Source organism: Billgrantia aerodenitrificans (genome assembly GCF_021404405.1).
Taxonomy (GTDB): domain Bacteria; phylum Pseudomonadota; class Gammaproteobacteria; order Pseudomonadales; family Halomonadaceae; genus Halomonas; species Halomonas aerodenitrificans.
The window spans coordinates 216,423-242,495 of the sequence record NZ_JABFTV010000006.1; the positions used below are offsets into that span (position 1 = coordinate 216,423).

At 65.5% G+C, this 26,073-nt stretch carries 20 protein-coding genes; 12 read left to right on the forward strand and 8 right to left on the reverse strand.

Annotated features, from left to right (window positions below; all coding sequences use genetic code 11):
• Positions 1-89 precede the first annotated feature (89 nt).
• The gene (locus HOP59_RS13080; RefSeq protein ID WP_234254219.1) at positions 90-3,251 is read right to left on the reverse strand and encodes a DNA translocase FtsK; all 3,162 of its coding nucleotides are present in this window, start codon (positions 3,249-3,251) and stop codon (positions 90-92) included.
• A gap of 204 nt (positions 3,252-3,455) precedes the next feature.
• On the opposite strand from HOP59_RS13080, the gene aat reads away from it, so the two are divergent.
• The 3 genes from aat to infA all read left to right on the forward strand — a co-directional run bounded on the left by aat (position 3,456) and on the right by infA (position 5,352).
• Positions 3,456-4,199: a leucyl/phenylalanyl-tRNA--protein transferase gene (gene aat, locus HOP59_RS13085; protein ID WP_234254220.1), complete on the forward strand. Its 744-nt coding sequence runs from the start codon at positions 3,456-3,458 to the stop codon at positions 4,197-4,199.
• 13 nt (positions 4,200-4,212) lie between these two features.
• Positions 4,213-4,962: an arginyltransferase gene (locus HOP59_RS13090; protein ID WP_010627818.1), complete on the forward strand. Its 750-nt coding sequence runs from the start codon at positions 4,213-4,215 to the stop codon at positions 4,960-4,962.
• A gap of 171 nt (positions 4,963-5,133) precedes the next feature.
• On the forward strand, positions 5,134-5,352 hold the full coding sequence (gene infA, locus HOP59_RS13095; protein WP_010627817.1) for a translation initiation factor IF-1: 219 nt from the start codon (positions 5,134-5,136) through the stop codon (positions 5,350-5,352).
• 93 nt (positions 5,353-5,445) lie between these two features.
• On the opposite strand, the gene clpA is transcribed toward infA, so the two are convergent.
• From clpA to HOP59_RS13115, 4 genes are all read right to left on the reverse strand, one after another.
• Positions 5,446-7,722, reverse strand: a complete 2,277-nt coding sequence (gene clpA, locus HOP59_RS13100; protein ID WP_010627816.1) for an ATP-dependent Clp protease ATP-binding subunit ClpA — start codon at positions 7,720-7,722, stop codon at positions 5,446-5,448.
• Between the two features lie 143 nt (positions 7,723-7,865).
• Entirely contained in the window at positions 7,866-8,249 is a 384-nt protein-coding gene (clpS, locus tag HOP59_RS13105) for an ATP-dependent Clp protease adapter ClpS (protein WP_422676467.1), read from the reverse strand.
• A 137-nt stretch (positions 8,250-8,386) separates the two neighbouring features.
• Positions 8,387-9,643 carry an NADP-dependent isocitrate dehydrogenase gene (gene icd, locus HOP59_RS13110; protein ID WP_010627814.1) on the reverse strand — a complete coding sequence of 419 codons (1,257 nt, stop codon included), beginning with the start codon at positions 9,641-9,643 and terminating at the stop codon, positions 8,387-8,389.
• Between the two features lie 142 nt (positions 9,644-9,785).
• Positions 9,786-12,023 (reverse strand): NADP-dependent isocitrate dehydrogenase, encoded by a 2,238-nt coding sequence (locus HOP59_RS13115; RefSeq protein WP_234254221.1) that lies wholly within the window; start codon positions 12,021-12,023, stop codon positions 9,786-9,788.
• Positions 12,024-12,307: 284 nt separating this feature from the next.
• Here HOP59_RS13115 and HOP59_RS13120 point away from each other — a divergent pair, with 284 nt between their 5' ends.
• Both HOP59_RS13120 and HOP59_RS13125 read left to right on the forward strand, forming a co-directional pair.
• Complete coding sequence (locus HOP59_RS13120) at positions 12,308-12,922, forward strand: pseudouridine synthase (RefSeq protein WP_234254222.1); 615 nt, start codon at positions 12,308-12,310, stop codon at positions 12,920-12,922.
• Entirely contained in the window at positions 12,919-13,371 is a 453-nt protein-coding gene (locus HOP59_RS13125; RefSeq protein WP_234254223.1) for an NUDIX domain-containing protein, read from the forward strand. The genes HOP59_RS13120 and HOP59_RS13125 overlap by 4 nt, the downstream gene beginning before the upstream one ends.
• A 59-nt stretch (positions 13,372-13,430) precedes the next feature.
• Here HOP59_RS13125 and HOP59_RS13130 read toward each other — a convergent pair whose 3' ends face one another.
• The 3 genes from HOP59_RS13130 to HOP59_RS13140 all read right to left on the reverse strand — a co-directional run bounded on the left by HOP59_RS13130 (position 13,431) and on the right by HOP59_RS13140 (position 18,224).
• Positions 13,431-16,433: an efflux RND transporter permease subunit gene (locus HOP59_RS13130; protein WP_234254224.1), complete on the reverse strand. Its 3,003-nt coding sequence runs from the start codon at positions 16,431-16,433 to the stop codon at positions 13,431-13,433.
• A complete protein-coding gene (locus HOP59_RS13135; protein ID WP_234254225.1) occupies positions 16,430-17,494 on the reverse strand; it encodes an efflux RND transporter periplasmic adaptor subunit in 1,065 nt (354 codons plus the stop codon). The genes HOP59_RS13130 and HOP59_RS13135 overlap by 4 nt, the downstream gene beginning before the upstream one ends.
• Positions 17,495-17,618: 124 nt before the next feature.
• Positions 17,619-18,224, reverse strand: a complete 606-nt coding sequence (locus HOP59_RS13140) for a TetR/AcrR family transcriptional regulator (protein ID WP_234254226.1) — start codon at positions 18,222-18,224, stop codon at positions 17,619-17,621.
• 150 nt (positions 18,225-18,374) lie between these two features.
• Here HOP59_RS13140 and mnmA point away from each other — a divergent pair, with 150 nt between their 5' ends.
• The 7 genes from mnmA to HOP59_RS13175 all read left to right on the forward strand — a co-directional run bounded on the left by mnmA (position 18,375) and on the right by HOP59_RS13175 (position 25,832).
• Positions 18,375-19,487, forward strand: a complete 1,113-nt coding sequence (gene mnmA, locus HOP59_RS13145; RefSeq protein ID WP_234254227.1) for a tRNA 2-thiouridine(34) synthase MnmA — start codon at positions 18,375-18,377, stop codon at positions 19,485-19,487.
• On the forward strand, positions 19,484-20,122 hold the full coding sequence (hflD, locus tag HOP59_RS13150) for a high frequency lysogenization protein HflD (RefSeq protein ID WP_010627805.1): 639 nt from the start codon (positions 19,484-19,486) through the stop codon (positions 20,120-20,122). The genes mnmA and hflD overlap by 4 nt, the downstream gene beginning before the upstream one ends.
• Positions 20,123-20,168: 46 nt before the next feature.
• Entirely contained in the window at positions 20,169-21,533 is a 1,365-nt protein-coding gene (gene purB, locus HOP59_RS13155) for an adenylosuccinate lyase (RefSeq protein ID WP_026038045.1), read from the forward strand.
• Positions 21,534-21,561: 28 nt separating this feature from the next.
• Positions 21,562-22,125: a cob(I)yrinic acid a,c-diamide adenosyltransferase gene (locus HOP59_RS13160; protein WP_234254228.1), complete on the forward strand. Its 564-nt coding sequence runs from the start codon at positions 21,562-21,564 to the stop codon at positions 22,123-22,125.
• Between the two features lie 96 nt (positions 22,126-22,221).
• Positions 22,222-23,391 (forward strand): cupin domain-containing protein, encoded by a 1,170-nt coding sequence (locus tag HOP59_RS13165; protein ID WP_234254229.1) that lies wholly within the window; start codon positions 22,222-22,224, stop codon positions 23,389-23,391.
• A 25-nt stretch (positions 23,392-23,416) separates the two neighbouring features.
• Positions 23,417-23,848 (forward strand): GNAT family N-acetyltransferase, encoded by a 432-nt coding sequence (locus HOP59_RS13170; protein ID WP_234254230.1) that lies wholly within the window; start codon positions 23,417-23,419, stop codon positions 23,846-23,848.
• Positions 23,849-24,236: 388 nt separating this feature from the next.
• Entirely contained in the window at positions 24,237-25,832 is a 1,596-nt protein-coding gene (locus HOP59_RS13175) for an isocitrate lyase (RefSeq protein WP_010627799.1), read from the forward strand.
• Positions 25,833-26,073 lie beyond the last annotated feature (241 nt).

Here is a 26,073-nt window from a genome sequence, read left to right on the forward strand (position 1 = left end):
TCACTCGGACCCGCTACGTGCCGGCGGGTTGCATTGCCCGCCGGCACTTTCATGATTGATGCATGGTTGTCGCCTGTCGCCGACGGCGATCAATTGCCCACTGGCGGCGGCGCCAGCACTTCACGACCGCCGTTGGTGCCCATCGAGGAGACCACGCCGGCCGCCTCCATGGCTTCCACCAGGCGCGCCGCGCGGTTGTAGCCGATCTTGAAGCGCCGCTGCACCGCCGAGATGGAGGCGCGGCGACTCTCGGTGACGAACTGTACCGCTTCGTCGTAGAGGGCATCCTGCTCGGCATCGCCGCCACCCTCGCCCATATCGGCCTCGAGCCCGGTCAGGGCGTCGGCCGAGACGCCGCCGGAGAGGATCTCGTCGACGTATTCCGGCTCGCCGCGACGTTTCCAGTCCTCCACCACCCGATGCACCTCGTCGTCATCGACGAAGGCCCCGTGCACCCGGGTCGGCAGCCCCGAACCCGCCGGCAGGTAGAGCATGTCGCCATGGCCCAGCAGATTCTCGGCGCCCCCCTGATCGAGAATGGTGCGCGAATCGACCTTGGACGACACCTGGAAGGCCATGCGGGTGGGGATGTTGGCCTTGATCAGACCGGTCACCACGTCAACCGAGGGGCGCTGGGTGGCCAGTATCAGGTGGATACCGGCGGCCCGCGCCTTCTGCGCCAGACGCGCGATCAGCTCTTCGACCTTCTTGCCGACGATCATGAACATGTCGGCGAATTCGTCGATCACCACCACGATGTAGGGCAGTTTCTCCAGTACCGGTGGGGCTTCGTGCATCTCCCACGGCTGCGGCTCCCACAGCGGGTCGGCCACCTGGGCGCCGGCACGCCCGGCCTCGTCGAGCTTGCCGTTGAAGCCGGCGATGTTGCGCACGCCCATGGCCGCCATCAGCTTGTAGCGCCGCTCCATCTCGGCCACGCACCAGCGCAGCGCGTTGGCGGCCTCCTTCATGTCGGTGACCACTGGGGCCAGCAGATGCGGGATGCCGTCGTAGACGGAAAGCTCCAGCATCTTGGGGTCGACCATGATCAGGCGCAGCTCGTCCGGTGTGGCCTTGAGCAGCATCGAGATGAGCATGGCGTTGACGCCCACCGACTTGCCCGAGCCGGTGGTACCGGCCACCAGCAGGTGAGGCATCTTGCCCAGGTTGGCCACCACCGGGCCACCACCGATGTCCTGGCCCAGCGCCAGGGTCAGTGCCGAAGCCTCCTGCTGGTAGCGGTCGGAGTCGATCACTTCGCGCAGACGGATCATCGCCCGGTGCGGATTGGGAATCTCGATGCCCACCGTGGGTCGCCCGGGGATGACCTCCACCACGCGCACGCTCTTGACCATCAGCGAGCGCGCCAGATCCTTGGCCAGGTTGCTGATCTTCGACACCTTCACCCCGGCGGCGGGCTTGATCTCGAAGCGGGTGATCACCGGCCCCGGCCAGGTGTGCACCACCTCGGCCTTGACGCCGTATTCGCGCAGGCGGGTCTCGAGCAGTTCGGCCATGTCGGCCAGTTGCTGCTCGGTGTAGTTCTGCTGATGCGGCTCCGGCGGCGTGAGCAGGCGCAGGCTGGGCAGCTCGCCGTCCGGCTCCGGCATGTCGTCGAGGGTGGGCCGCTGGCTCTGCAGATGCTCCACCGTCCAGAGCGTGGGGCCATCGGGCTCCGCTGCCGCGGCACGTGCCTGTTCGGCGGTGGCGACTCTGCCGCCACTTTCGCTCTCGTCTTCGCTCTCGTTTTCTTCCTCGTCATCGATGAACGTCAATGAGGGCTCATCGGTGGCAGCCGACCGGCCGGCCGACTCACGCCAGGCCCGCAGACCCTCGGCCTGATCGGTATAGGCAGTGGGGCGTTGCGCAGCGCTGGCCGTCTGAGGCGGCATGGCCTCGTCCGCATTCGCCTCGTCGAGATCGCCATCGTCTTCGAAGTCGTCGCCACCGACGTCGTTCCAGTTCAGCCGCGGCTCGTAAGCATCGGTCGACTCTTCGGGCTGCAGATCGCCGAGCCCTGGCTCGCGCCGTGCTTCCTCACGCCGCACTTCCCCACGCGGTGCAGCAGGCTCGGGGGCTGCGGGCTCCGCCGTGGACGACACCGTCTCGGGATCGGGTGGCTGGAAGCCGGGAGAGGTAGCCTTGGCTGCCGGCGTCTGAACGTCATCGGTGGCGCGTAGCGGCATGGCGGCGGTAGGCAGCGGTTCGTCGTCGCGGCTGGCCTTGAGCGCAGCGGCGGCAAGCGGCCCGGCGACAGCCGCACCCGGTGCCGCCGCCATCGTAGCGCCGGCGGCAGCCACAGAGGCAGCAGCAGGCCGCGCCCCGGCGGCCACGTCGTCACGACGGGCCGTATAGGCGGCATCCGGCCGCTTCGCCGAAGGCGTACGCTCGGGCACTTCCCAGGGAATATCGGTATCGCCGTCGTCACCGAAGGTGGGCTCGAGCCCCGGTTCACGCAGCGAAGGCACCTCGGCATCGGCTCCGCCGCGACGCCGCTGCCAAAACCGCCAACGCCGCGGCGCCGGCTCGGCTGCTGCCTCAGCGTCGTGTTCCGTCTCGTTCTGCTCCTGGTCATCGCCCTCGCGCCAGTGCGGTTCATGCCGCTCGCGCACCAAACCGAACGGAGAAGCCGCCCAGCGCCACAGGCGCAGGAAGCGATAGCCGAGCTCATCCATGACGGCCAGCCAGGAGAGCCCGGTGAAGAGCGGGAAGCCACACAGCATGGCCGCCACCGCCAGCAGGCCGGTGCCACCCGAGTCGACCAACGGCACCAGAGCGCCTACCAGCCCCTCGCCCAGGATGCCGCCCGAGGCATAGGGCAGCACGCTGTTCGGGCTGTAGAAATGCAGCGCCCCCAGCGTGGTGGTGCCCAGCAGCAGCAGCACCAGGCCGCCCAGGCGAACGGCAACGGCCGTGGCGTCCCATTCGATCTGCACGCGGCGATGGCGAATCAGCCACCAGCCGGCAAAGCCCAGCATGCCGGGCCACCACAGCGCACTGGCGCCGAACAAGGAATACAGCACGTCGGCCAGCCAGGCACCGAAAGGCCCCATCCAGTTACCAACCTCGGTTTCCGGGCCGCGACGCGACCAGCCGGGGTCGGTGCCCTGATAGCTGAACAGCGCCAGCAGCAGAAACACGCAGGCAGCCAGCAGAAGAATGATTGCCCCTTCCCGGGCCACGCCCTGCAGGTGAATTGCCAGGCGTGTGGTCGGCTGCTGGGGGCTCTCCTCCGTTGCGCGCCGCGGCACGCCTCTTTCCTTTGCACTCAACTCGCCAACCCCCTCGCACCGTTACGGCAACGGTGCCTTTCTCGACTTGCACGAAGCAGATTGAATTCAGCCGCCATCATACCGGGAGTACAGGCCTCGGCACAGTGGTCACGCAGGTCGCTTGAGCCAAATCGGCTGCGGCGTCAGACTAGAGGTATTCCTGCTGACGAGGAGCGCCATTCGATGCTGTCCTGGCTTCCCGCGCGTCCCGTGCGTTTTCCTCCCGTTTCGCACGCGTTGCGTGACCCGGAAGGCTTGCTGGCAGCGGGCGGCGAACTCACGCCCGAGTGGCTGTTGGCGGCCTACCGGCACGGCATCTTTCCCTGGTACAGCGATGACCAACCCATCCTGTGGTGGTGCCCGAACCCGCGCATGGTGCTGTTCCTCGACGAACTGCGCATCGCTCGCAGCCTGGACAAGCGGCTACGCAACGGCGGCCTTCGGGTCACCTTCGATCGCGCCTTCGCGGCCGTCGTCAGAGCCTGCGCCGAGCCCCGCCAAGGTCAGCCGGGCACCTGGATCACCGAGGAGATGCATGCCGCCTACGTGACGCTGCATCGCCTCGGCTATGCCCGCTCGGTAGAGGTGTGGCGCGGAGCCGAGCTGGTCGGCGGTCTCTACGGCGTGGCCATGGGACCGGTATTCTTCGGCGAGTCGATGTTCTCGCGGGCCAACGATGCCTCCAAGATCGCCCTCGTGCATCTGGTACGCGCCATGCGCGCGGGCGGCGGGCGCCTGATCGACTGCCAGATGCATACCCGCCACCTCGCCAGCCTGGGCGCACGCGACATCGCTCGCACCGAGTTCATCAACTATCTTGAATCATGTCTGGCGACGTCGGAACATAAGGATAGCCAATATCCCCTGCCCTGCTGGGGGCTACCCGATGACTCATCCCGCGTCGAACCCCTGACGGCACTCACTTAAGGAGGCGACCCCCGTGAGCAGCAATGCGCCTCGTCATCCGATAAGGGATCTGCGCTTCTTCCTGACCGTACCGCACGCCTGCAGCTATCTGGAAGGGCACGAAGCCACGACCCTGTTTCTCGATCCCCAGGAGTCGCATGGGCAGGGCATCTACGACTCGCTGGCCCTGCTCGGCTTTCGTCGCAGCGGACGGCACCTCTACCGCCCTCACTGCGAGGGCTGCAGCGCCTGCGTCTCGGTGCGCATACCGGTCGACGACTTCCAGCCCAGCCGCAGCCAGCGGCGGGTCGCCAGGCGCAACGGGGACTTGTCGCTGGTCGAGCGACCGGCGCTGTTCGACGTAGAGCACTACGCGCTCTACGAGCGCTACATCCAGGTACGCCACTGGGATGGCGACATGTTCCCCCCCAGTCGCGAGCAGTACCGCACCTTCCTGACCCTCGACGAACCCTACTCGCGGCTGCTCGAGTTCCGCCAGGATGGACGCTTGATCGCCGTGTCGGCCTTCGACCGCTTGGAGCACGGCCTCTCCGCCATCTACACCTTCTTCGACCCGGACCCGGACTACGACCGGCGTTCGCTCGGGACCTTCGCCGTACTGAGCCTGTTGAATCTGGCCTACCGCGAGGGGCTGCCCCACGTCTATCTGGGCTACTGGATTCGCCAATGCCGCAAGATGGCCTACAAAGAGGCCTACCGCCCGCTGGAAGCACTGGAAGGGCGGCACTGGCGGCGCCTGTTACCCACTTCGTCCTCACCCTGACACGGCCCGCTTTGCCTTGACGCCCGGCTTGCGGCACAATATCGCGCTATCCTAGGGACGGGCGCGCCGTTCATCGGTGCGCTCGGCGCCCTGTCGTACGGTAGCCATGGCGCCTGGGGCTCATGGCATACGAAGTCATGCATACATCGTCATCAGCGAGGAACCGCCTATATGGCACGTGAAGACCATATCGAAATGGAAGGCGTCGTCGTCGATACCCTTCCCAACACCACCTTTCGCGTCGAGCTGGAAAACGGCCACGTCGTGACCGCCCACATCTCGGGCAAGATGCGCAAGAACTACATCCGCATTCTCACCGGCGACAAGGTCAAGGTCGAACTGACCCCCTACGACCTGACCAAGGGCCGCATCGTCTATCGCTCACGCTGAGCGAACGCGGGCGCCTGGCAGCGACGCCGCCCTCGACACGACAACGCCCCGTCCGGAGACAGGGCGCTGTGCGAGGTCGAAACCACCCTGGGCTCAGGGCGCGTCGGCCATTTCCGACTCCGTGGAGAGATGCAACTCACCATCCTCCACCGTGACGTGAACCACTCCCCCGTGCTCGGATAGCTCCCCGAACAGGATCAGCTCCGCCAACGGCTTCTTGAGTTTCTCCTGGATCAGCCTCGCCATGGGCCTTGCGCCCATGCTGGGGTCGTAGCCCTTCTCGGCCAGCCAGTCTCGGGCGGCGATGTCCACATCCAGCTGTACCCGCTTCTCGTCGAGCTGCGCCTGCAGCTCCACCAGGAACTTGTCCACCACGCTGCGCACCACCGAGGTGGGCAGAGAGTGGAACTGGATGATGCCGTCCAGGCGGTTACGGAACTCCGGCGAGAAGGTCTTGCGAATCACCTCCATGGCATCGGTGGAGTGATCCTGGCTCTGGAAGCCGATGGAGCGGCGAGCCTGCTGCTCGGCACCGGCATTCGAGGTCATGATCACGATCACATGGCGGAAGTCCGCCTCGCGCCCGTTGTTGTCGGTGAGCCGGCCGTGGTCCATTACCTGCAGCAGCAGGTTGAAGACCTCCGGGTGCGCCTTCTCGATCTCGTCGAGCAACAGCACGCAGTGCGGCTGCTTGGTGATCGCCTCGGTAAGCAACCCGCCCTGGTCGTAGCCGACGTAGCCCGGGGGGGCACCGATCAGCCGCGACACGGTGTGGCGCTCCATGTACTCCGACATGTCGAAACGCACCAGCTCGATGCCCATGATGCGTGACAATTGACGCGCCACTTCGGTCTTGCCCACCCCGGTGGGGCCAGCGAAGAGGAAGCTGCCCACCGGCTTGTCGGGGGACTTGAGACCGGCCCGCGACAGTTTGATGGCGGCAGAGAGGCTGTCGATGGCCTCGTCCTGACCGAACACCAGCATCTTCAGGTCGCGGTCCAGGTTCTCGAGCAGCTTGCGGTCGGAGCTGGACACACTCTTGGGCGGAATCCGCGCGATCGACGCCACTACGGCCTCGACCTGGTCCACGTCGATGGTATCGACCCGCACCTCCGGCGGCAGCAGGCGCTGATGCGCACCGGCCTCGTCGATCACATCGATGGCCTTGTCGGGCAGATGGCGATCGTTGATGTAGCGATCCGCCAAGCGCGCCGCGCTCTCCAGTGCCGCGTCGGTGTACTTGAGGCGATGGTGCTCCTCGAAGCGCGAGCGCAGCCCCTTGAGGATGCGGATGGTGTCGTCCACCGAGGGGGCCATGACGTCGACCTTCTGGAAACGACGTGCCAGCGCCCGATCCTTCTCGAAGATGCCGCGGAACTCCTGGAAGGTGGTGGAGCCGATACAGCGCAGCTCACCCGAGGAGAGCAGAGGCTTGAGCAGGTTCGAGGCATCCATCACCCCGCCGGAAGCCGCTCCGGCACCGATCACCGTGTGGATCTCGTCGATGAAGAGGATCGAGTTGGGCTGCTTCTTGAGCTCCGCCAACAGGCTCTTCAGACGCTTCTCGAAATCGCCACGGTACTTGGTGCCGGCCAGCAAGGCACCCATGTCGAGGGCGTAGACCACGGCATCGCCGATGACCTCGGGCACGTCCTCTTCGACGATGCGCTTGGCCAGACCCTCGGCGATGGCGGTCTTGCCCACGCCGGCCTCGCCCACCAGCAGCGGGTTGTTCTTGCGCCGGCGGGCGAGGATCTGGATCACCCGCTCGAGCTCGTGCTCACGCCCGATGAGCGGATCGATCTTGCCCATCCGCGCCTGCTCGTTGAGGTTGGTGGCATAGCCGGTCAGCGGGTTGGCGCTGGTCTCGCCGCCGCCCTCTTCGGCCTCTTCGCTATCGCTGGGCGACGACGAAGGATTCTGGCCGTGTCCCGCCACCTTGGAAATTCCGTGGGCGATGTAATTCACCGCATCGACCCGGGCCACGTTTTGCTGCTTGAGGAAGTAGACCGCCTGGCTCTCCTGCTCGGAGAAGATGGCCACCAGTACGTTGGCCCCGGTCACTTCGCTCTTGCCGGAGGACTGCACGTGGAACACGGCACGCTGCAGCACGCGTTGAAAACCCAGGGTCGGCTGGGTCTCGCGGTCGCTCTGATCCTCGGGAATCAGCGGAGTGGTGGAATTGATGAAATCCTGCAGGTCGGACCGCAACTTGTCGAGGTTGGCCCCACAGGCTCGCAGCACGTCTGCCGCTGAGGCATTGTCGAGCAGCGCCAGCAGCAGGTGCTCCACGGTCATGAACTCGTGCCGCTTGGAGCGGGCCACGGTAAATGCCGTGTTCAGGGTCAGTTCAAGTTCTTTGCTCAGCATGGCAGTCCCCTTCTCGCCGCTTAGGGCTTGCATCGGATCTTTCGTGGTCCGGCACCTTCAACATCGGGCACAAACGCTGCCGTTGCAAGTCTCTTCACTCAACGACTGCCATTCCTGTCCCGTCTCGAGCAGGCCGGGAGTCGTCAGTCCGTCGCCTCGATGTCGCTGAGCAACGGATGCTGACACTCTCTTGCATATTGATTGACCTGATGACTTTTGGTTTCCGCGATGTCGCGGGTAAATATGCCGCAGGTCGCCTTGCCTTGGGTATGCACCGTGAGCATCACCTGCACGGCGGTCTCGCTGTCCATGTGGAAGAAGCTCTGCAGCACCTCCACCACGAACTCCATGGGGGTGTAGTCGTCGTTGTGCAGCACCACCTTGTACATCGGCGGGCGCGCCACCTCGGGGTCGGCAGGCTGCACGGCGAGATCGCCGTCATCCTGTTCTTCGGGACGCGGCGGTCGCGTCATGCCTGCCACGACACCGACCGACTCCCATGCGCTCGGGTCTTCAATCTCGAACATAAAAGCCACACACCATCTCGACAAGCCGGTCATCTGGCATCTCAGGTTAGACGAGAACAGACCGGCAGGGTTCAGGTTGATACGTAAAAGGCCCCCGTCCGCCAGGCGGACGGGGGCCCGGTGGGTCGACGAGCCGCTTACATGTTGTCCGCGACCGCCTGACCGAACTCGGAGCACTTGAGCAGCTTGGCATTGTCCATCAGGCGATGGAAGTCATAAGTGACCTCGCCCTTGGCAATGGCCTTCTCCATGCCCTTGAGCACCAGGTCGGCAGCCTCCACCCAGCCCATGTGACGCAGCATCATCTCGGCGGAGAGAATCACCGAGCCGGGGTTGACCTTGTCCTGGCCGGCGTACTTCGGCGCGGTGCCGTGCGTGGCCTCGAACATGGCCACGGCGTCGGCCAGATTGGCACCCGGCGCAATGCCGATACCGCCCACTTCCGCCGCCAGGGCGTCGGAGAGGTAGTCGCCATTGAGGTTCAGGGTGGCGATGACGTCGTACTCGGCCGGACGCAGCAGGATCTGCTGCAGCATGGCGTCGGCGATGACGTCCTTGACCACGATGTTCTTGCCGGTCTTGGGATTCTTGAACTGCATCCACGGACCGCCGTCGAGCAGCTCGGCACCGAACTCCTGCTTGGCGACCTCGTAGCCCCAGTCCTTGAAGGAGCCCTCGGTGAACTTCATGATGTTGCCCTTGTGCACCAGGGTCAGCGACTCACGGTCATTGTCCACGGTGTACTGCAGAGCCTGACGCACCAGACGCTTGGTACCTTCCTCGGAGACCGGCTTGACGCCGATGCCGCAGTTCTCGGGGAAACGAATGTTGGTGACACCCATCTCCTCGCGCAGGAACTTGATCACCTTGTCGGCTTCCGGGGTGCCGGCCTTCCACTCGATACCGGCGTAGATGTCCTCGGAGTTCTCGCGGAAGATCACCATGTCGACGTCGGCAGGCTTCTTCACCGGGCTCGGCACGCCTTCGAACCAGCGCACCGGACGCAGACAGACGTAGAGATCGAGCTTCTGACGCAGGGCCACGTTCAGCGAGCGGATGCCACCGCCCACGGGCGTGGTCAGCGGACCCTTGATGGAGACGACGTACTCCTGGACGGCCTCCAGGGTCTCTTCCGGCAGCCAGGTATCGGCGTCGTAGACCTGGGTGGCCTTCTCGCCGGCGTAGACTTCCATCCAGTGGATCTTACGCTCGCCGTTGTAGGCCTTCTGCACGGCAGCGTCGATGGCAATCTTCATCGCCGGTGTGACGTCGACGCCAATGCCATCACCCTCGATGAACGGGATGATCGGATTGTTCGGTACGTTCAGGGTGTTGTCGGCGTTGACGGTAATCTTCTCGCCGCCTTCAGGGACGACAATTTTCTGATACCCCATGAGAACTCCCCTGTCTGGTATGTTCAGTGGAGCGCGGAGTATAGCATCGTCCACCCTGACCGGCCCATATGACCTAAGGACCCCCACCCGCCGGTGGGCGGATGGGGGTCGATGGTCAGCGCCTGAAGGTGCTAGCGCGACATCAGCCCTTGGCCACCAGCGCCAGAGCCTCGTTCAAGGTCTTGCTCGGACGCATGGCCGCGCGAGCCAGCTCAGCGTCGGCATGGTAGTAGCCGCCGATATCGACCGGCTGGCCCTGCACGCCATTGAGCTCCTCGAGAATGGTCGCTTCGTTGGCTTGCAGGGTCTCGGCCAGGCGGCCGAACAGCGCCTTGAGGTTGGCGTCCTGGTCCTGGGCGGCCAGGGCCTGGGCCCAGTACAGGGCCAGGTAGAAATGGCTACCCCGGTTGTCCAGCTCACCAACCTTGCGCGAGGGCGACTTGTCGTTCTCGAGGAACTGACCGGTGGCCTTGTCCAGCGCATCCGCCAGCAGCGCGGCGCGATCGTTGCCGAAGCGCTTGGCGAGATGCTCCAGGGAGGCGGTCAGCGCCAGGAACTCGCCGAGGCTGTCCCAGCGCAGATGGTTCTCTTCCAGCAGCTGCTGTACGTGCTTGGGCGCCGAGCCGCCGGCGCCGGTCTCGAACATACCGCCACCGGCCATCAGCGGCACGATGGAGAGCATCTTGGCGCTGGTGCCGAGTTCCATGATCGGGAACAGATCGGTGAGGTAGTCACGCAGGATGTTGCCGGTCACCGAGATGGTGTCGAGGCCACGGATCACGCGCTCCAGGGTATAACGCATGGCGCGGACCTGGGACATGATCTGGATGTCGAGACCGCTGGTGTCGTGATCCTGGAGGTAGGTCTTAACCTTCTTGATCAGCTCGTTCTCGTGCGGGCGGTAGGGGTCGAGCCAGAACACCGCCGGCATGCCGGAATCGCGGCAGCGCTCCACGGCCAGCTTGACCCAGTCGCGGATCGGCTCGTCCTTGACCTGACACATCCGCCAGATATCACCCTTTTCAACGTGCTGGGACAGCAGCACCTCGCCGGTCTCCAGGTCGGTGATGTTGGCGACGCCGTCCGCCGGCACCTCGAAGGTCTTGTCGTGGGAGCCGTACTCCTCCGCTTTCTGCGCCATCAGGCCGACGTTGGGCACGGTGCCCATGGTGGCCGGGTCGAAGGCGCCATGCCATTTGCAGAAGTTGATCATCTCCTGATAGATGCGGGCGAAGGTGGACTCCGGGATCACCGCCTTGACGTCCTTCATGCGGCCATCGGCGCCGTACATCTGGCCGCCGGCGCGGATCATGGCCGGCATCGAAGCGTCGACGATCACGTCGCTGGGCGAGTGGAAGTTGGTGATGCCACGGGCCGAATCCACCATGGCCAGCTCCGGACGCTGGTCGTGGCAGGCGTGCAGGTCGCGGATGACCTCCTCACGCTGGGATTCGGGCAGGGTGTCGAGCTTGTCGTAGAGGTTCACCATGCCGTTGTTGACGTCGACACCCAGCTCATCGAACAGCGCGCCGTGCTTCTCGAAGGCATCCTTGTAGAAGATCTTGACGCAGTGGCCGAAGACGATCGGGTGCGAGACCTTCATCATCGTGGCCTTGACGTGCAGGGAGAACATCACACCGGTCTTGCGCGCGTCCTCGATCTCACGCTCGTAGAATTCGCACAGCGCCTTCTTGCTCATGAACATGCTGTCGATGATCTCGCCTTCGAGCAGCGCGACCTTGGGCTTGAGCACCAGCGACTCGCCGCTCTTGGTGATCAGCTCCATCTTTACGTTGCGGGCGCGATCCAACGTCATCGACTTCTCGCCGTGGTAGAAGTCGCCGCCGTGCATGTGCGATACGTGAGTGCGCGAAGCCTGGCTCCACTCACCCATGGAGTGCGGATACTTGCGGGCATACTCCTTCACCGCCTTGGGTGCGCGGCGGTCGGAGTTACCCTCGCGCAGCACCGGGTTGACGGCACTGCCCTTGACCTTGTCGTAACGCGCCTTGATCTCTTTCTCTTCGTCGTTCTTCGGCTCGTCCGGATATTCCGGCAGCTTGTAACCCTGCCCCTGCAGCTCCTTGATCGCTGCCCTGAGCTGCGGCATGGAGGCACTGATGTTGGGCAGCTTGATGATGTTGGCTTCCGGCGTCTTGGCCAGAGCGCCCAGTTCGGCGAGGTGGTCCTCGACGCGCTGCTCGGCGGTCAGGTAATCGGGGAACTGGGAGAGAATCCGAGCCGCCAGGGAGATGTCCCGGGTTTCCACCTCGATACCCGCGGCGTCGGTGTAAGCGTCGATGATCGGCAACAGCGAATGGGTCGCCAGCGCAGGCGCTTCGTCGGTGAACGTATAGATAATCTTCGGCGTTTTTGACATGGTGGCTTTGATCTCTCTGGTCGCTGCGGTGGCAAATAACTGGAACGGTTGCGCGCACTCACGATGCCTGAAACGGGGTCCCTGGGTGCTCCACCTACGGTTCTCATCGGGCGGGGGATGCGCTTGGCATCGACCCGGTGGCGGAGTCACGGCAGGCCCGTAACGACGAGGGCGCTCCCGGCGAGCGTGCGCATTATATCAGCCCGTCCGCCTCGGCGTATGGTCAATAAGGCTGACGCGTTTCCCCCTCCCATCCCGTCCCGCTTGCCGGTAAGCTTTGCCCCATGAGCGCCATCTATCTCCTGCACAAGCCCTACCGTATGCTCTCCCAGTTCACCGATCGTCGCGGTAAGGGGGAAGCACCGCGTGCGACACTGGCGGACATCATCAAGGTGCCGGGCGTCTACGCTGCAGGACGGCTGGACTATGATTCAGAAGGATTGCTGCTGCTGACTGACGATGGTGCGCTGATCCAGCGCATCAGCGACCCGAGCCACAAGCAGCCCAAGACCTATCGCGTGCAGGTGGAAGGCAGCCCCGACGAGTCGGCACTGGACTCGCTGCGTCAAGGTGTCGCGCTCAGCGACGGCATGACCCGTCCGGCCAAGGTTCGACGATTGGCCCACAGCGGCCTGGCGGAGCGCACACCGCCGCTGGATCCGAAGCGGCATCCGTTGACGACCTGGCTGGAGCTGACCATCAGCGAAGGCCGCAACCGCCAGGTCAGGCGCATGACCGCCCATGTCGGCCACCCCACCCTGCGCCTGGTGCGCGTGGCCATCGGCCCCTGGCGCCTGGACGGACTGGCACCGGGTGAGTGGCGCCGCGAGACCCTGCACGCCCCGCGCAACACGACCCGAAGACCGCCGCACCGCAAAGGCAGAGGAGAACAACGATGAGCCGCTGGCAACCAAACGTCACCGTGGCTACCGTCGTGGAGCGCGCCGGTCGTTTTCTGATGGTGGAAGAGGCCCCCCGAGGCAGCAAGGTCACCCTGTTCAATCAGCCCGCCGGCCATCTGGAGCCCGGAGAGAGACTGAAAGAAGCCGCCCTGCGCGAACTGCGCGAGGAGACCGCCTGGCAGGTGGGCATCACCGACTATCTCGGTCTCTACGTCTACCAGACGCCGAACGGCGAAACCTTCCACAGTCACGGCTTTTTTGGCATGGCCCTGGCCCACCTGGGTAACCCGCTCGACCCCGCCATCGTCGCCGTGCACTGGCTGACCCTCGACGAGGTCGAGGAGCTCGAACGCCTGGGGCGCATGCGCAGCCCCCTGGTACTGCGCCGCATTCGCGATGCCCTGGCGGGGCAGTTCTACCCCATGGATGTCGTCCACGAACGCTGAGGAAACCTGGCACAAACGTCTGCACGAGCGAGTCGCTCACCGGTCCGTGCCACGGTTCCTTATTCTCTGATCAGCAAACGATACAGCGCCGGGATCACCAGCAGCGTCAGCAGCGTCGAGGCCACCAGCCCTGAGATGATCGCCCAGGCCATCGGCGGCCACAGCGTCGATTGCGTCAGGGTCAGCGGCACCAGGCCGGCCACGGTGGTGGCGGTGGTGAGCAGCACCGGTCGCGTACGCCGGGCGACGGCCGCGATCACGGCCTCGCTCACCGACTCGCCCTGGCGCCGGTTGGCGTTCATCAGGTCGATCAGCACGATGGCGTTGTTGACCACGATGCCGACCAGCGCCACCACGCCGAGAATGGCGGTGAAGCCGAACGGCTGGCCGGTCAGCCACAGCCCCGGCACCACGCCGATGATCGCCAGCGGCAGCGTGGTCAGCACGATGAACAGCTGGCGGAAGGAGTTGAACTGGGCGAGCAGGAAGACCACCAGCAACAGGCCGCCGAACGGCAGCGTCTGGAACAGCGCGGTATTGGCATCGCCGGCGGACTCCGCTGCACCGCCGACGCTGTAGCTGACTCCGGGCGGTAGCTCGAGCGCCTCCAGGCGCGGCAGGATGTCGCCCAATATGCCATCGTAGGTCCAGCCATCCGCCACCTCCGCCAGTACCGACGTCATGCGCTGCAGGCCGCGATGCTGGATCACCGCCGGGCGCCAGGCGGGCGTCAGGTTGGCGATCTCCCCCAGCGGCAGCGAACGCCCGTCGGCCGCGGTCAGACGCAGCCCCTCGAGCCCCTCGAGGGAGAAACGCTCACCCTCCGGCGCACGCACCAGCAGCGGGGCCGGGTCGCGTCCGGCACGCCAGGCGCTGACCTCGATGCCGCGACTGGCACCGGCCAGGGCCATGGCCACGTCGTGTCGCGAGAGGCCGTACTCGGCGGCGCGGGCATCGTCGGTCTCGACCCGCAGAGTGGCCAGCCCCTCACCCAGGCGATGCCGCGCATCCCGGGCGCCCTCTGCCGCCCGCACCACACTGAGAATCGCACCGGCGGCGTCGGCCAGGGCGGCGCGGTCCTCAGCGAATACACGAATCTCCACCGGCGCTTCCAGCGGCGGTCCCTGCCCCAGCCGGCGTGCCACCACCTCGGCCTCGGGCAGCCACTCCGGCGCCACGGCTCGCACCCAGGTCATCAACGCGGGCAGGTCGTCGGCACTGTCGGCCTCCACCACCAGCCGCGCCAGGTGCGACTGGCGCGGCTGCTCGACCAGGTTGTAGTAGAAGCGCGGACCGCTGAAGCCGGCGAAACGGTGCACTGCCTGCACCGCCGGACGCGCGGCCAGCTCGGCGGCCAGCACCTCGGCCTGATAGGCGGTGTAGTCGAGGTGGGTGCCCTCGGGGAAATTGAGGTCGACGATGAGCTGGTTGCGGTCGGTGTCTGGGAAGAAGTCGTGGTCGAGCAGCGGCAGCATGGCGATGGCAGCCACCAGCAGAACGCCCGCCCCTGCCAGCACCGCCAGCGGCCAGCGCACGGCGACCCGACCGACACGCTGGCCGATGGCCTGCAGCCGCTCACGGCGTGCCTCCAGCTGGGGCTTGAGGATACCGGCGGCGAACACCGGGGTGACGAACACGGCATAGACGTAGCTCACCGCCAGGGTCAGCATCACCATGATGGGTATGGCACGGGTGAAGTCGGCGGTGTTGCCGCCGGAAAGCAGCAGAGGCACGAAAGCGGCCAGGGTGGTGCCGGTCGCCGCCAGCAAGGGCGTGGCCAGCTCCCGCACCGAGCGGGTCACGGCCTGCATGGCCGAACGCCCCTGATCGCGGTGGTACTGGATGTTCTCGACCATCACGATGGCGTTGTCCACCAGCATGCCCAGCGCGATCACCATGCCGGCCACGGCGATCTGGTGCAGCACACCGCCGCCCATGGCGTACAGGGCCAGGGCGGAGAAGGTCACCAGCGGCACAATCACCATCACCGCGAGCCCCAGCCGCAGCCCCATGACCAGGAACAGCAGCACGCCGAGAATGGCGACCCCCAGCAGCAGCGAGAAGCCCAGCTCCGCCAGGCGTCGCTCGACCCAGTGCGGCTGGTAGAAGGTCTCCTCGATGGCGAGCGGGGCGTAGGCGGGACGCAGCTCATCCACCAGCGCACGCAGCTGTTTGCCGAAGCGAACGGCGTTGCCCCGGTCGTTGGCGAGCACCACCCCCAGCGCCACCGCCGGGCGTCCGTCGTGCCACATGCGAGCGGTGGCGGGCTCCTGGGGTGCCAGGCTGACGTCGGTGAGTTCGCCGAGCGGTATCAGGTCGCCCTGTCGGGTACGAATCGGAGTGGCGGCAAGTTCCTCCAACGAACCGAACTCGGTGAGCGGGTCGAGCACCAGGGAGCGCCCCGCCATCTCCAGCGTGCCACCGGGAGAGGTCAGGTTGCGTAGGGCGAGCTGATCGCCGAGCGCCCGGGCGTCGAGCCCGGTCATCTCGGCCAGCGTATCGTCCCAGCCCACCACCACCTGCTGGCCCGGGTCGGCGAGCAGGTCGATGCGAGAAACCTCTTTGAGCCGGAACAGGTCGCGGCGCAGGCGCTTGGCCGCCTCGCGCAGCTCTAGTAGATCGTTCGAGCCGGTCACCGCCAGCACGATGCCGTGAGTATCGGAATCGCGGTCGCTGATCTCCGCCTCGCCCACGCCGTCGGGGAACTGCCGCATGGCCCGGTTCACGGCGATACGCACCTGCTCCCAGGCGGCATCGGTGTCGTAAACGTGCTCGTGCATCTCGATGGTGACGTGGGCCACGCCGAGACGCGCGGTACCGATGATGTCGTTGACCTCCTCGACCTGGGCCAGCTCCTCTTCGAGAGGGTTGAGCACCAGCCGCTCCACCTGTTCCGGCTCCGCGCCGGGATAGGGCACCAGCACCTGGCCGAAGCGATAGGGAAAGAAGGGGTCCTCCTGACGGTCCATCGCCACCCAGGCTGCCAGGCCCAGTAGCGCTAACAGCAGCGTGACGGTCAGGATCAAGCGTTTGTAGCGCAGCGAGGCGAGCATCCAGCTCATGGCAACACCCTCACCCGCATGCCCTCTTCCAGGCGCCCTTGCCCCGCCGTCACCACCCGGTCTCCCGGCGCCAACCCCTCGCCGTTTACCGACACCCAACCGCCGGCCAGACGCCCCGGCGTTACGGAAGCGCGTCGAATCGTGTCGTCGTCGTTCAACGCCAGCACGTAAGGCGCGCTGCCGGCGGGATCGACCACCGCCGCCAGCGGCACCCGCGTAGCCGCACGGGCGGCGATCTCGAGCTGGACCCGCACCGGCTCGCCCAGCGCCGGGGCATTCTGGACGGGAATCGCAACGATGACCGGCGCCATGCTCTCTCCCGCCCTCCCGACATGGACGACCTCCCCGGCGATACGCTGGGCGCCGAACGTCGGTACGACGCTTGCCATCTGTCCGGGTTCGAGACGAGTGGCAAGGTTCGCCGGCACGCGGATCTCAACCTCACGCTCGGCTATCCCGGCCAGACGCATGATCGGCTGGCCAGCCGTAACGAAGTCACCGGGCTCGGCGTCAAGGTCGGTCACCTCGGCGGCGAAAGGTGCGCGCAGCGTCAGCTCCTCGAGCTGCGCCTGGGCCTCGTCGCGCTGTGCCAGCGCCTGCTCGCGGGCCTGGGCCAGGGCCTCGTGCTCCGAGCGCAGCCGGTCCAGCTCCTCCTCGGCGCTGAGGTTGCGCTCACGCAGGGTGCGGGCACGCTCCACGTCACGCCCCAGCCGGTTCAGGCTGGCGTCCAGCTCACGCACCCGCGCCTCGGCCGCGGCGAACGCCGGTGCCATGGCCGGGTTGTGCAGCGTGGCCAGCGGCTCCCCCTGCTCGACCCGCTGCCCCCGTACCACGTGGCGCTCGCGCAGCACACCGCCATGCAGAAAGGCCGGGGCCGCACGTTCGCTGGCTCGCACCACGCCGGGAAAGCGATACCTCACCTCGTCCGGCACCAACTGCACCGCTTCACTGCGCACGCTGGGCAGCGGCGCCTCGACACGCTCGACCTGCGCCGGTGCCGCGTCGCAGCCCGCCAGCAGAGCTGCCGTTAGCATCAGCGAAGCCGCAAGGCTTGCACGCATCACCCTCCCCATCGCTCTTCCCTCCATCGAACGGTATTGCCTTCAAACCGGGTTGCCATCGAACCGTGTTGATTGGCCCACCCATGAACTGGCCGACCGGTCAGTTATTTGCGTAAAAAAACACTCACTCTCGCGGCGTTACGCCTTCCATGAATATCTTCAGGAAATCTTCCAGGAACGCCTCGTCGGAGCCCATGCCCGGCCAGTGCTGATGATGGCACTTGGCCTCGAACCACTGGGTACAGGTCATCACGAAGACGGCGATGACATGCGTGGGGTTGATGTCGGCCCGCAGCAGGCCGCGCAGTTGGGTCTGCCGCACCCACTCGGCCCCTGCCCCGACGAGTTGGTTGTCCAGCTCACCGCAATGGCTATCCCCCTCCAGGTGGGTCCAGGCGAATAGCCTCACCACGCCGGGGTTGTCGCGCAGAAAATGGAAATAGGCTTCCACCGAGCGGCGCAGCAGCGCGGCATCCGGCTCGCCGGCTTCCTCCAGCATGGCCATCTGGGCGGTGAAGTAGCGCTCGAAGGCGCGGTTCTTGACCGCCTCCCACAGCTGCTCCTTGCTGCCGAAGTGGTGGTGGATCAAGCTCTTGGTCACCTCGGCCGCACGTGCCAGCTCACTGAGCTTGACGGCGGAAAAGCCCTTCTCGACGAACAGCGCTTCCGCCGCCTCGAGGATGCGGGCGCGGGTCAGTTCGGGATCGCGGGTCTGGGTTTTTCGATTCATGTGCCGAAGATAGCGCTAACTGGCCGGCCGGTCAATTAGCTGGAAATGCACCGACACGTAAAAGCGTCATCCGTGCGCCAGGATGAAGACACTACAATATGTAGGGTATAATCCCCGCCCATTTGCGACCCACTCAACCCGAGAGCGCCCATGACCGCCACCTCAGGCAAGGTGATCGTCGGCATGTCCGGCGGCGTCGACTCCTCCGTTTCCGCCCTGCTGCTGCTGGAGCAGGGTTATCAGGTCGAAGGCCTGTTTATGAAGAACTGGGACGAGGACGACGGCACCGAGTACTGTACCGCCAAGGCCGACCTGGCGGACGCCCAGGCCGTGTGCGAAAAGCTCGGCATCAAGCTGCATACGGCCAACTTTGCCGCCGAGTACTGGGACAACGTCTTCGAGCACTTCCTGGCCGAATACAAGGCCGGACGCACGCCGAACCCGGACATCCTGTGCAACCGCGAGATCAAGTTCAAGGTGTTCCTCGAGTACGCCGAGATGCTCGGCGCCGAGAAGATCGCCACCGGCCACTATGTTCGTGGCGGTGTGCGCCGCGGTCGGCCGCGGCTGCTCAAGGGCATCGACCCCAACAAGGACCAAAGCTACTTCCTGCACGCCGTGCCGGAGGCCGCCATCGCCCGCACGCTGTTCCCGGTGGGCGAACTGGAGAAGCCCGAGGTACGCGCCATTGCCGAGCGCCACGGCCTGGCCACCGCACGCAAGAAGGATTCCACCGGTATCTGCTTCATCGGCGAGCGGCGTTTCCGCGACTTCCTGCAGCAGTACCTGCCGGCCCAGCCGGGCGTGATCGAGACGCCCGAGGGCGAAGTCATCGGCGAGCACATGGGGCTGATGTACTACACCCTGGGCCAGCGCCAGGGGCTCGGCATCGGCGGGCTGGCCAACCACCCCGAGGCGCCCTGGTACGTGGCAGGCAAGGATCTCGAACGCAACGTGCTGGTCGCGGTGCAGGGCAAGCACCATCCGCTGCTGTATACCGATTCGCTGGCCACCGAGGCGATGGACTGGGTAGCCGGCGAGCCCCCCGCCGCCGAGGGCCGCCTTACCGCCAAGACCCGCTACCGCCAGAGCGACGTGCCGTGCCACATGCGCACGCTCCCGGATGGCGGCGTCGAGGTGCGCTTCATCGATCCCCAGCGTGCCGTCACGCCCGGTCAGTCGCTGGTGCTCTACGACGGCGAGATCTGTCTGGGCGGCGGCGTGATTCGCGACATCTGGAATGCCGAGGAGACCGGCGCATGAACACCACTCCCATTCATCGCGCTCCCGACACCCCCGCCGCGCGCCAGGCGCTGGCACTGGCCGGCGTGTTCCAGGCCGCCAGTCTGGTCGACGAGCTGGCCCGCACCGGACAGGTCGAGCCGCGCCCCTGGGAAACCCTGATTCGCGCTACGCTGGACACCGACCCGGAAAGCTTCGAGGCGATCTACGGCGGTCACCCCAACAACCTGCGCCGCGGGCTCGAGGTGCTCGAAGCCGTGGTCGGGCGCCGTCAGGCCAATCCGGTGGTGCTGCGCTACGGCTTCTCGCTACTGCTGCTGATGAGCAAGCTGCGCAGCGACAACGCCATGATGAGCACCCTCGGCCAGCACCTCAGCCGTATCCAGGGCCAGGCCGAGCACTTCGGCGCCACCCACGAGAACGTCGTCGCCAGCCTCGGTGAGGCCTATCAGGAGACGCTCTCGACCCTGAAGACCCGCATCGTGGTACAGGGCGACCCCTCGATGCTGCAAAGCCGCATGATGCCCGAACGGGTACGCGCCATTTTGCTCGCCGGCATCCGCTTCGCCCTGCTCTGGCACCAGCAGGGCGGCCGCCGCTGGAGGCTCGTACTCCAGCGCGGCGCCCTCAAGAACGCCCTGGACCAGCTGAGCTGACCCCTTTTCCTACACGTACCGGACCATGACCATGCAAGCCGCTTCCCTGCCCCTCACCGCTCTTACCGCCCTCTCTCCCGTCGACGGCCGCTACGGCAACAAGGCCGAGAGCCTGCGTGAACACTTCAGCGAGTTCGGCCTGATCCGCGCCCGCGTGATCGTCGAGATTCGTTGGCTGCAGCGCCTCGCCGAGCAGGGCGGTATCGTCGAGGTACCGCCGCTCTCAGCCGAGGCCACCGCCTTTCTCGAAGCCATGATTCGCGACTTCTCCCTGGCCGACGCCGAGCGCATCAAGGAGATCGAGCGCACCACCAACCACGACGTCAAGGCGGTGGAGTACTTCATCAAGGAGAAGATCGTCGAGCAGCCGGAGCTGCACGCCATCACCGAGTTCGTGCACTTCGCCTGCACCAGCGAGGACATCAACAATCTCTCCTACGGCGTGATGCTTGCCGACGGCCTGAAGACACTGCTGCCGGTGATGCAACGGGTCGCCGACGAGATCGCCAAGCTGGCCCATGCGCACGCCGCCCTGCCGATGCTCTCGCGCACCCATGGCCAGACGGCCAGCCCCACCACCCTGGGCAAGGAGATGGCCAACGTCGCCTATCGCCTGCGTCGCCAGCTCGCCCAGATCGAGAACGTCGAGATCCTCGGCAAGATCAACGGTGCGGTGGGCAACTACAACGCTCACCTGGCCACCTATCCGGACGTGGACTGGGAGGCCAACGCGCGCACTTTCGTCGAGGGCCTGGGGCTGACCTTCAACCCCTACACCACCCAGATCGAACCCCACGACTACATCGCCGAGCTGTTCGACGCCGTGTGCCGCTTCAACACCGTGCTGATCGACTTCGACCGCGACGTGTGGGGCTACATTTCATTGGGCTACTTCAAGCAGAAGACCGTCGAGGGCGAGATCGGCTCCTCGACCATGCCGCACAAGGTCAACCCCATCGACTTCGAGAACTCCGAGGGCAACCTGGGCCTGGCCAATGCGGTGCTCGGCCATCTGGCGCAGAAGCTGCCCATCTCCCGCTGGCAGCGCGACCTCACCGACTCCACCGTGCTGCGTAACCTGGGCGTCGGCCTGGCTTACGGCCTGATCGCCTATGAAGCGGCGCTCAAGGGCATCGGCAAGCTCGAGGCCAACCCGGCGCGCCTGGCCGAGGATCTCGACGCCAGTTGGGAGGTGCTCGCCGAGCCGATCCAGACGGTGATGCGTCGCTACGGCATCGAGAAGCCCTACGAAAAGCTCAAGGAGCTGACCCGTGGCAAGCGCATCGACCAGGCCGGCTTTGCCGCCTTCATCGACACGCTGGAACTGCCGGCCGAGGTCAAGACCGAGCTCAAGGCGCTGACGCCAGCCAGCTACATCGGCAACGCCGAGGCCCAGGCCCGCCGGCTGTGAGCCGGCCGGCAACGCACCAGGAGGCGCCATGGTCAAGCTGACCAGGATCTACACCCGTACCGGCGACAAGGGCGACACCGGCCTCGGCGACGGCACCCGCGTGGCCAAGCACGACCTGCGCGTGGAAGCCTTCGGCACGGTGGATGAGACCAACGCCACCCTCGGCCTGGCCCAGCTCCACGCCGAAGGCGAGCTCGCCGAGGTGCTGAGCCGGGTGCAGAACGACCTGTTCGACGTCGGCGCCGATCTGTGCACGCCGGAGCAGGAGAATCCGCCGTACCCGCCGTTGCGGGTCACGGCTGGCCAGGTCGAGTATCTGGAAGCGCGCATCGACGCCTACAACGCCGAGCTCGCCACCCTGCGCTCGTTCATCCTGCCGGGCGGTACGCCGCTTGCCGCCCACCTGCACCTGGCCCGCACCGTGACCCGCCGCGCCGAGCGTGCGGTCACGGCGCTGATGACGGAGCAGCCGGTCAATCCCGAGGTGCTGCGCTACCTCAACCGCCTCTCCGATCTGCTGTTCGTCCTCGCGCGGCGGGCCAACGGCAACGGCGAGCGCGATGTGCTGTGGGTGCCCGGCGCCAACCGCTGAGCCTCACACAACGCAATACGCTACCATGACGTTTTTATACCGCAGGGCCCCCACGCCCTGCGGCTCTTCGTGCCATCTGCCGGATAGCGAGACACCATGCCAAGCGACGCCCCTCTCAGCCTGCTGGGCGGCCTCACCGCCGCCGAGTTCCTGCGCGACTACTGGCAGCGCAAGCCGCTGCTGATCCGCGGTGCCTTTGTCGACTTCGAAGGCCCCCTGGACCCCGACGAACTGGCCGGGCTCGCCTGCGAGGAGGGCGTCGAAGCTCGGCTGGTGGAAGAGGATGGTCCCGACGGCCCATGGCAGGTCAGCCACGGTCCCTTCGAGGAGGCCGTGTTCGGCGAGCTTCCCGAGCGCAACTGGACCCTTCTGGTGCAAGCGGTGGATCACTACGTGCCTGAAGTGGCCGAACTGCTCGAGCACTTCGACTTCCTGCCGCGCTGGCGACTCGATGACATCATGATCAGCTATGCCCCGCCGGGCGGCAGCGTCGGTCCCCACGTCGATCAGTACGACGTATTTCTGCTCCAGGGCCTGGGTCGGCGACGCTGGCAGCTGGGCGGCAGGGTGCCCGACGACGCGCCGATCATCTCCGGCATCGACCTGCGCATTCTCGAGCGCTTCACGGTGGAACCGGGCGACGACTGGGTGCTGGAGCCCGGCGACATGCTCTATCTGCCGCCGGGCTGGGCGCACCACGGCGTCAGCCAGTCCGACGACTGCATGACCTACTCGCTAGGCTTTCGCGCGCCCTCGGCGGACGAGGCGGTCACCTCCTTCGCCGACTTCATCGGTGAACGGCTGCCGCCCTCGCTGCGCTACGCCGATGCCGGCATGACCCCACCCTCCGACCCGGCGGAGCTCGACGATGCCGCCCTTGAGCGCATGCGCCGGCTGATCCTCACCACCCTGGACGATCCGCGCCAGCTCGCCCAATGGTTCGGCCGGGTAATGACCCAGCCCAAGTACGTCGACCAACTGGTACCCAGCGACACCCCGACGGACGTCGATGAGCTTGTCGCTCTACTACAGGAAGGCGAGGAGCTGCTACGAAGTCCCGGCTCACGCTTCGCCTGGCGCGCCCTGGATGACGACACCGCCACCCTGTTCGCCGACGGCGACGGCATCGCCTGTGCGCTGCCGCTGGCACGCGCCGTGGCCAGCGACGAGCCCCTGAATGCGGAACTGCTGGCCCATGAGGGCGCCGCCGAGCTGCTCGCCACCCTGTACGACGCCGGCAGCCTGACCTGGGCCGAGGAAGAGTGAAAGCAAACGGAAGAGGAGTGCTAACGTGAAGGAGCGGATCGAGATTCGCGAAGGCAGTTGGGTCGAGCTTGGCGATGTCGCCGGCGAAATCCGTCGTATCGTATTCATCGAGGAGCAGCAGGTGCCCCGCGAAGAGGAGTGGGACGGGCGCGACGACGAGTGCCGCCACTTCCTAGCGCTGCACGACGCCTCGCCGTTGGGCACCGCCCGGCTGCTGCCCGACGGCCACATCGGCCGGGTCGCCGTGCTACGCGAGGCGCGCGGCCTGGGTATCGGCGCGGCGCTGATGCAGGCCGCCATCGCCTCGGCCCGCCGCCTGGGCCACGCCCAGGTCGAACTGGCCGCCCAGACTCACGCCCTCGCCTTCTATGAAAACCTCGGCTTCACAGCCTATGGCGAAGTTTTCCTCGACGCCGGTATACCGCACCGCAACATGCGCCTTTCCCTGATCGACTAAACCCCCTCCTCCACATTGGAAAAGGCGAAATTCGACTACAGGATTCAGGCGTAAAGCCATGCTCTTGTAGTCGAACTACAACCCTCCCTGCCCCCAAGTGATGATTGTGAAGCTCAGTCTTCATGCGGCATAGTGATACCAGGGCGAAGTTAAAACGATCGTTCGATAACGTTTGCAATGTGTCGAAAACAGTAAGCGTCTTAACGTTCAGCTGAGTTCGACCAACGCCGTAGAGACAAGCAGGACGTTCTGGTTGACTCTGACATGACTTCGCAGGTGCAGCATAGGCCGGACAGCCCGGTCGAATGCCGCCAACTGACGAGGCAGCGAGCGCCGCCGCATGGCAATCGACGCCGAAGACCCCACCTCAGATCGGAAGGATGGCAACATGTCATACAAAGACGACATCAAGGCACTGGCTCAACTGCGTGAAGCCCAGCAAGGCAAGTGGGCCAGCATCAGCCCCGAGAATGCCGCCCGCATGCGTGCCCAGAACCGCTTCAAGACCGGTCTGGACATTGCCAAGTACACTGCCAAGATCATGCGCGAAGACATGGCCGCCTACGATGCCGACAGCTCCCAGTACACCCAGTCGCTGGGCTGCTGGCACGGTTTCATCGGCCAGCAGAAGCTGATTTCGATCAAGAAGCACTTCGGCACCACCAAGCGTCGCTACCTCTACCTCTCCGGCTGGATGGTCGCCGCCCTGCGCTCCGAGTTCGGCCCGCTGCCCGACCAGTCCATGCACGAGAAGACCTCCGTTTCGAGCCTGATCGAAGAACTCTATACCTTCCTGCGTCAAGCCGATGCCTGGGAACTGAACCACCTGTTCCGCGACCTGGAAGAAGCCCAGAAGGCAGGCGACAAGGCGAAAGCCGAAGAATTGATCGCCAAGATCGACAATCACGAGACCCACGTGGTGCCGATCATTGCCGACATCGATGCCGGTTTTGGTAACGCCGAGGCCACTTACCTGCTGGCCAAGCAGATGATCGAAGCGGGCGCCTGCTGTATTCAGCTCGAGAACCAGGTCTCCGACGAGAAGCAGTGCGGCCACCAGGACGGCAAGGTCACCGTGCCCCACGAAGACTTCCTGGCCAAGATCAATGCCGTGCGCTACGCCTTCCTCGAGCTGGGCGTGGACGACGGCGTGATCGTCGCGCGTACCGACTCTCTGGGCGCCGGCCTGACCCAGAAGATCGCCGTGACCAAGGAGCCGGGCGACCTGGGCGACCAGTACAACAGCTTCCTCGATGGCGACGAAATCACCTCAGCTTCCGACATCGACAACGGCGACGTGGTGATCAAGCAGAACGGCAAGCTGGTCAAGGTCAAGCGTCTGGCTTCCGGCCTCTATCAGTTCAAGCCCGGTACCGGTGAAGACCGCGTGGTGCTCGACTGTATCACCAGCCTGCAGAACGGCGCCGACCTGCTGTGGATCGAGACCGAGAAGCCCCACGTCGGTCAGATTGCCAACATGGTCAACCGCATCCGCCAAGTGGTGCCGGACGCCAAGCTGGTCTACAACAATTCGCCCTCCTTCAACTGGACGCTCAACTTCCGTCAGCAGGTATTCGATGCCTGGGAGAAGGAAGGCAAGGATGTCTCGGCCTACGACCGCGCCAACCTGATGAGCGCCGAGTACGACGACACCGAGCTTGGCAAGCTGGCCGACGAGTGGACCCGAAACTTCCAGCGCGACGCTGCCCGCGAAGCCGGCATCTTCCACCACCTGATCACGCTGCCGACCTACCACACCGCCGCCCTGTCCACCGACAACCTGGCCAAGGGCTACTTCGGCGCCGAAGGCATGCTGGCCTACGTGGCGGGCGTACAGCGCCGCGAAATCCGCGAGGGCATCGCCACGGTCAAGCATCAGGACATGGCCGGTTCCAACATCGGCGACGACCACAAGGAGTTCTTCCACGGCGAGGCGGCACTCAAGGCCGGCGGCAAGGACAACACCATGAACCAGTTTGGCTGAGCATGGTGCTACGGTAGAACGACTGGAACCCTTGGGAGGCCTCGCGCCTCCCTTTTTTCGTTGCGCCATCCGGCGAGCCGCCTGCACTTGCACAATATTTGCCCCTTTTTCTGCTGCTGTGAGCGGCACTTGCAGCATTGGGCTATGGTCAAATGCAACATGAATGGCTAAGCTAGCCAGTTAGCAAACAGTGTTTCTCTAAACAATGGCAACGACGATCCCCAAAGTGACATCGGCTTGC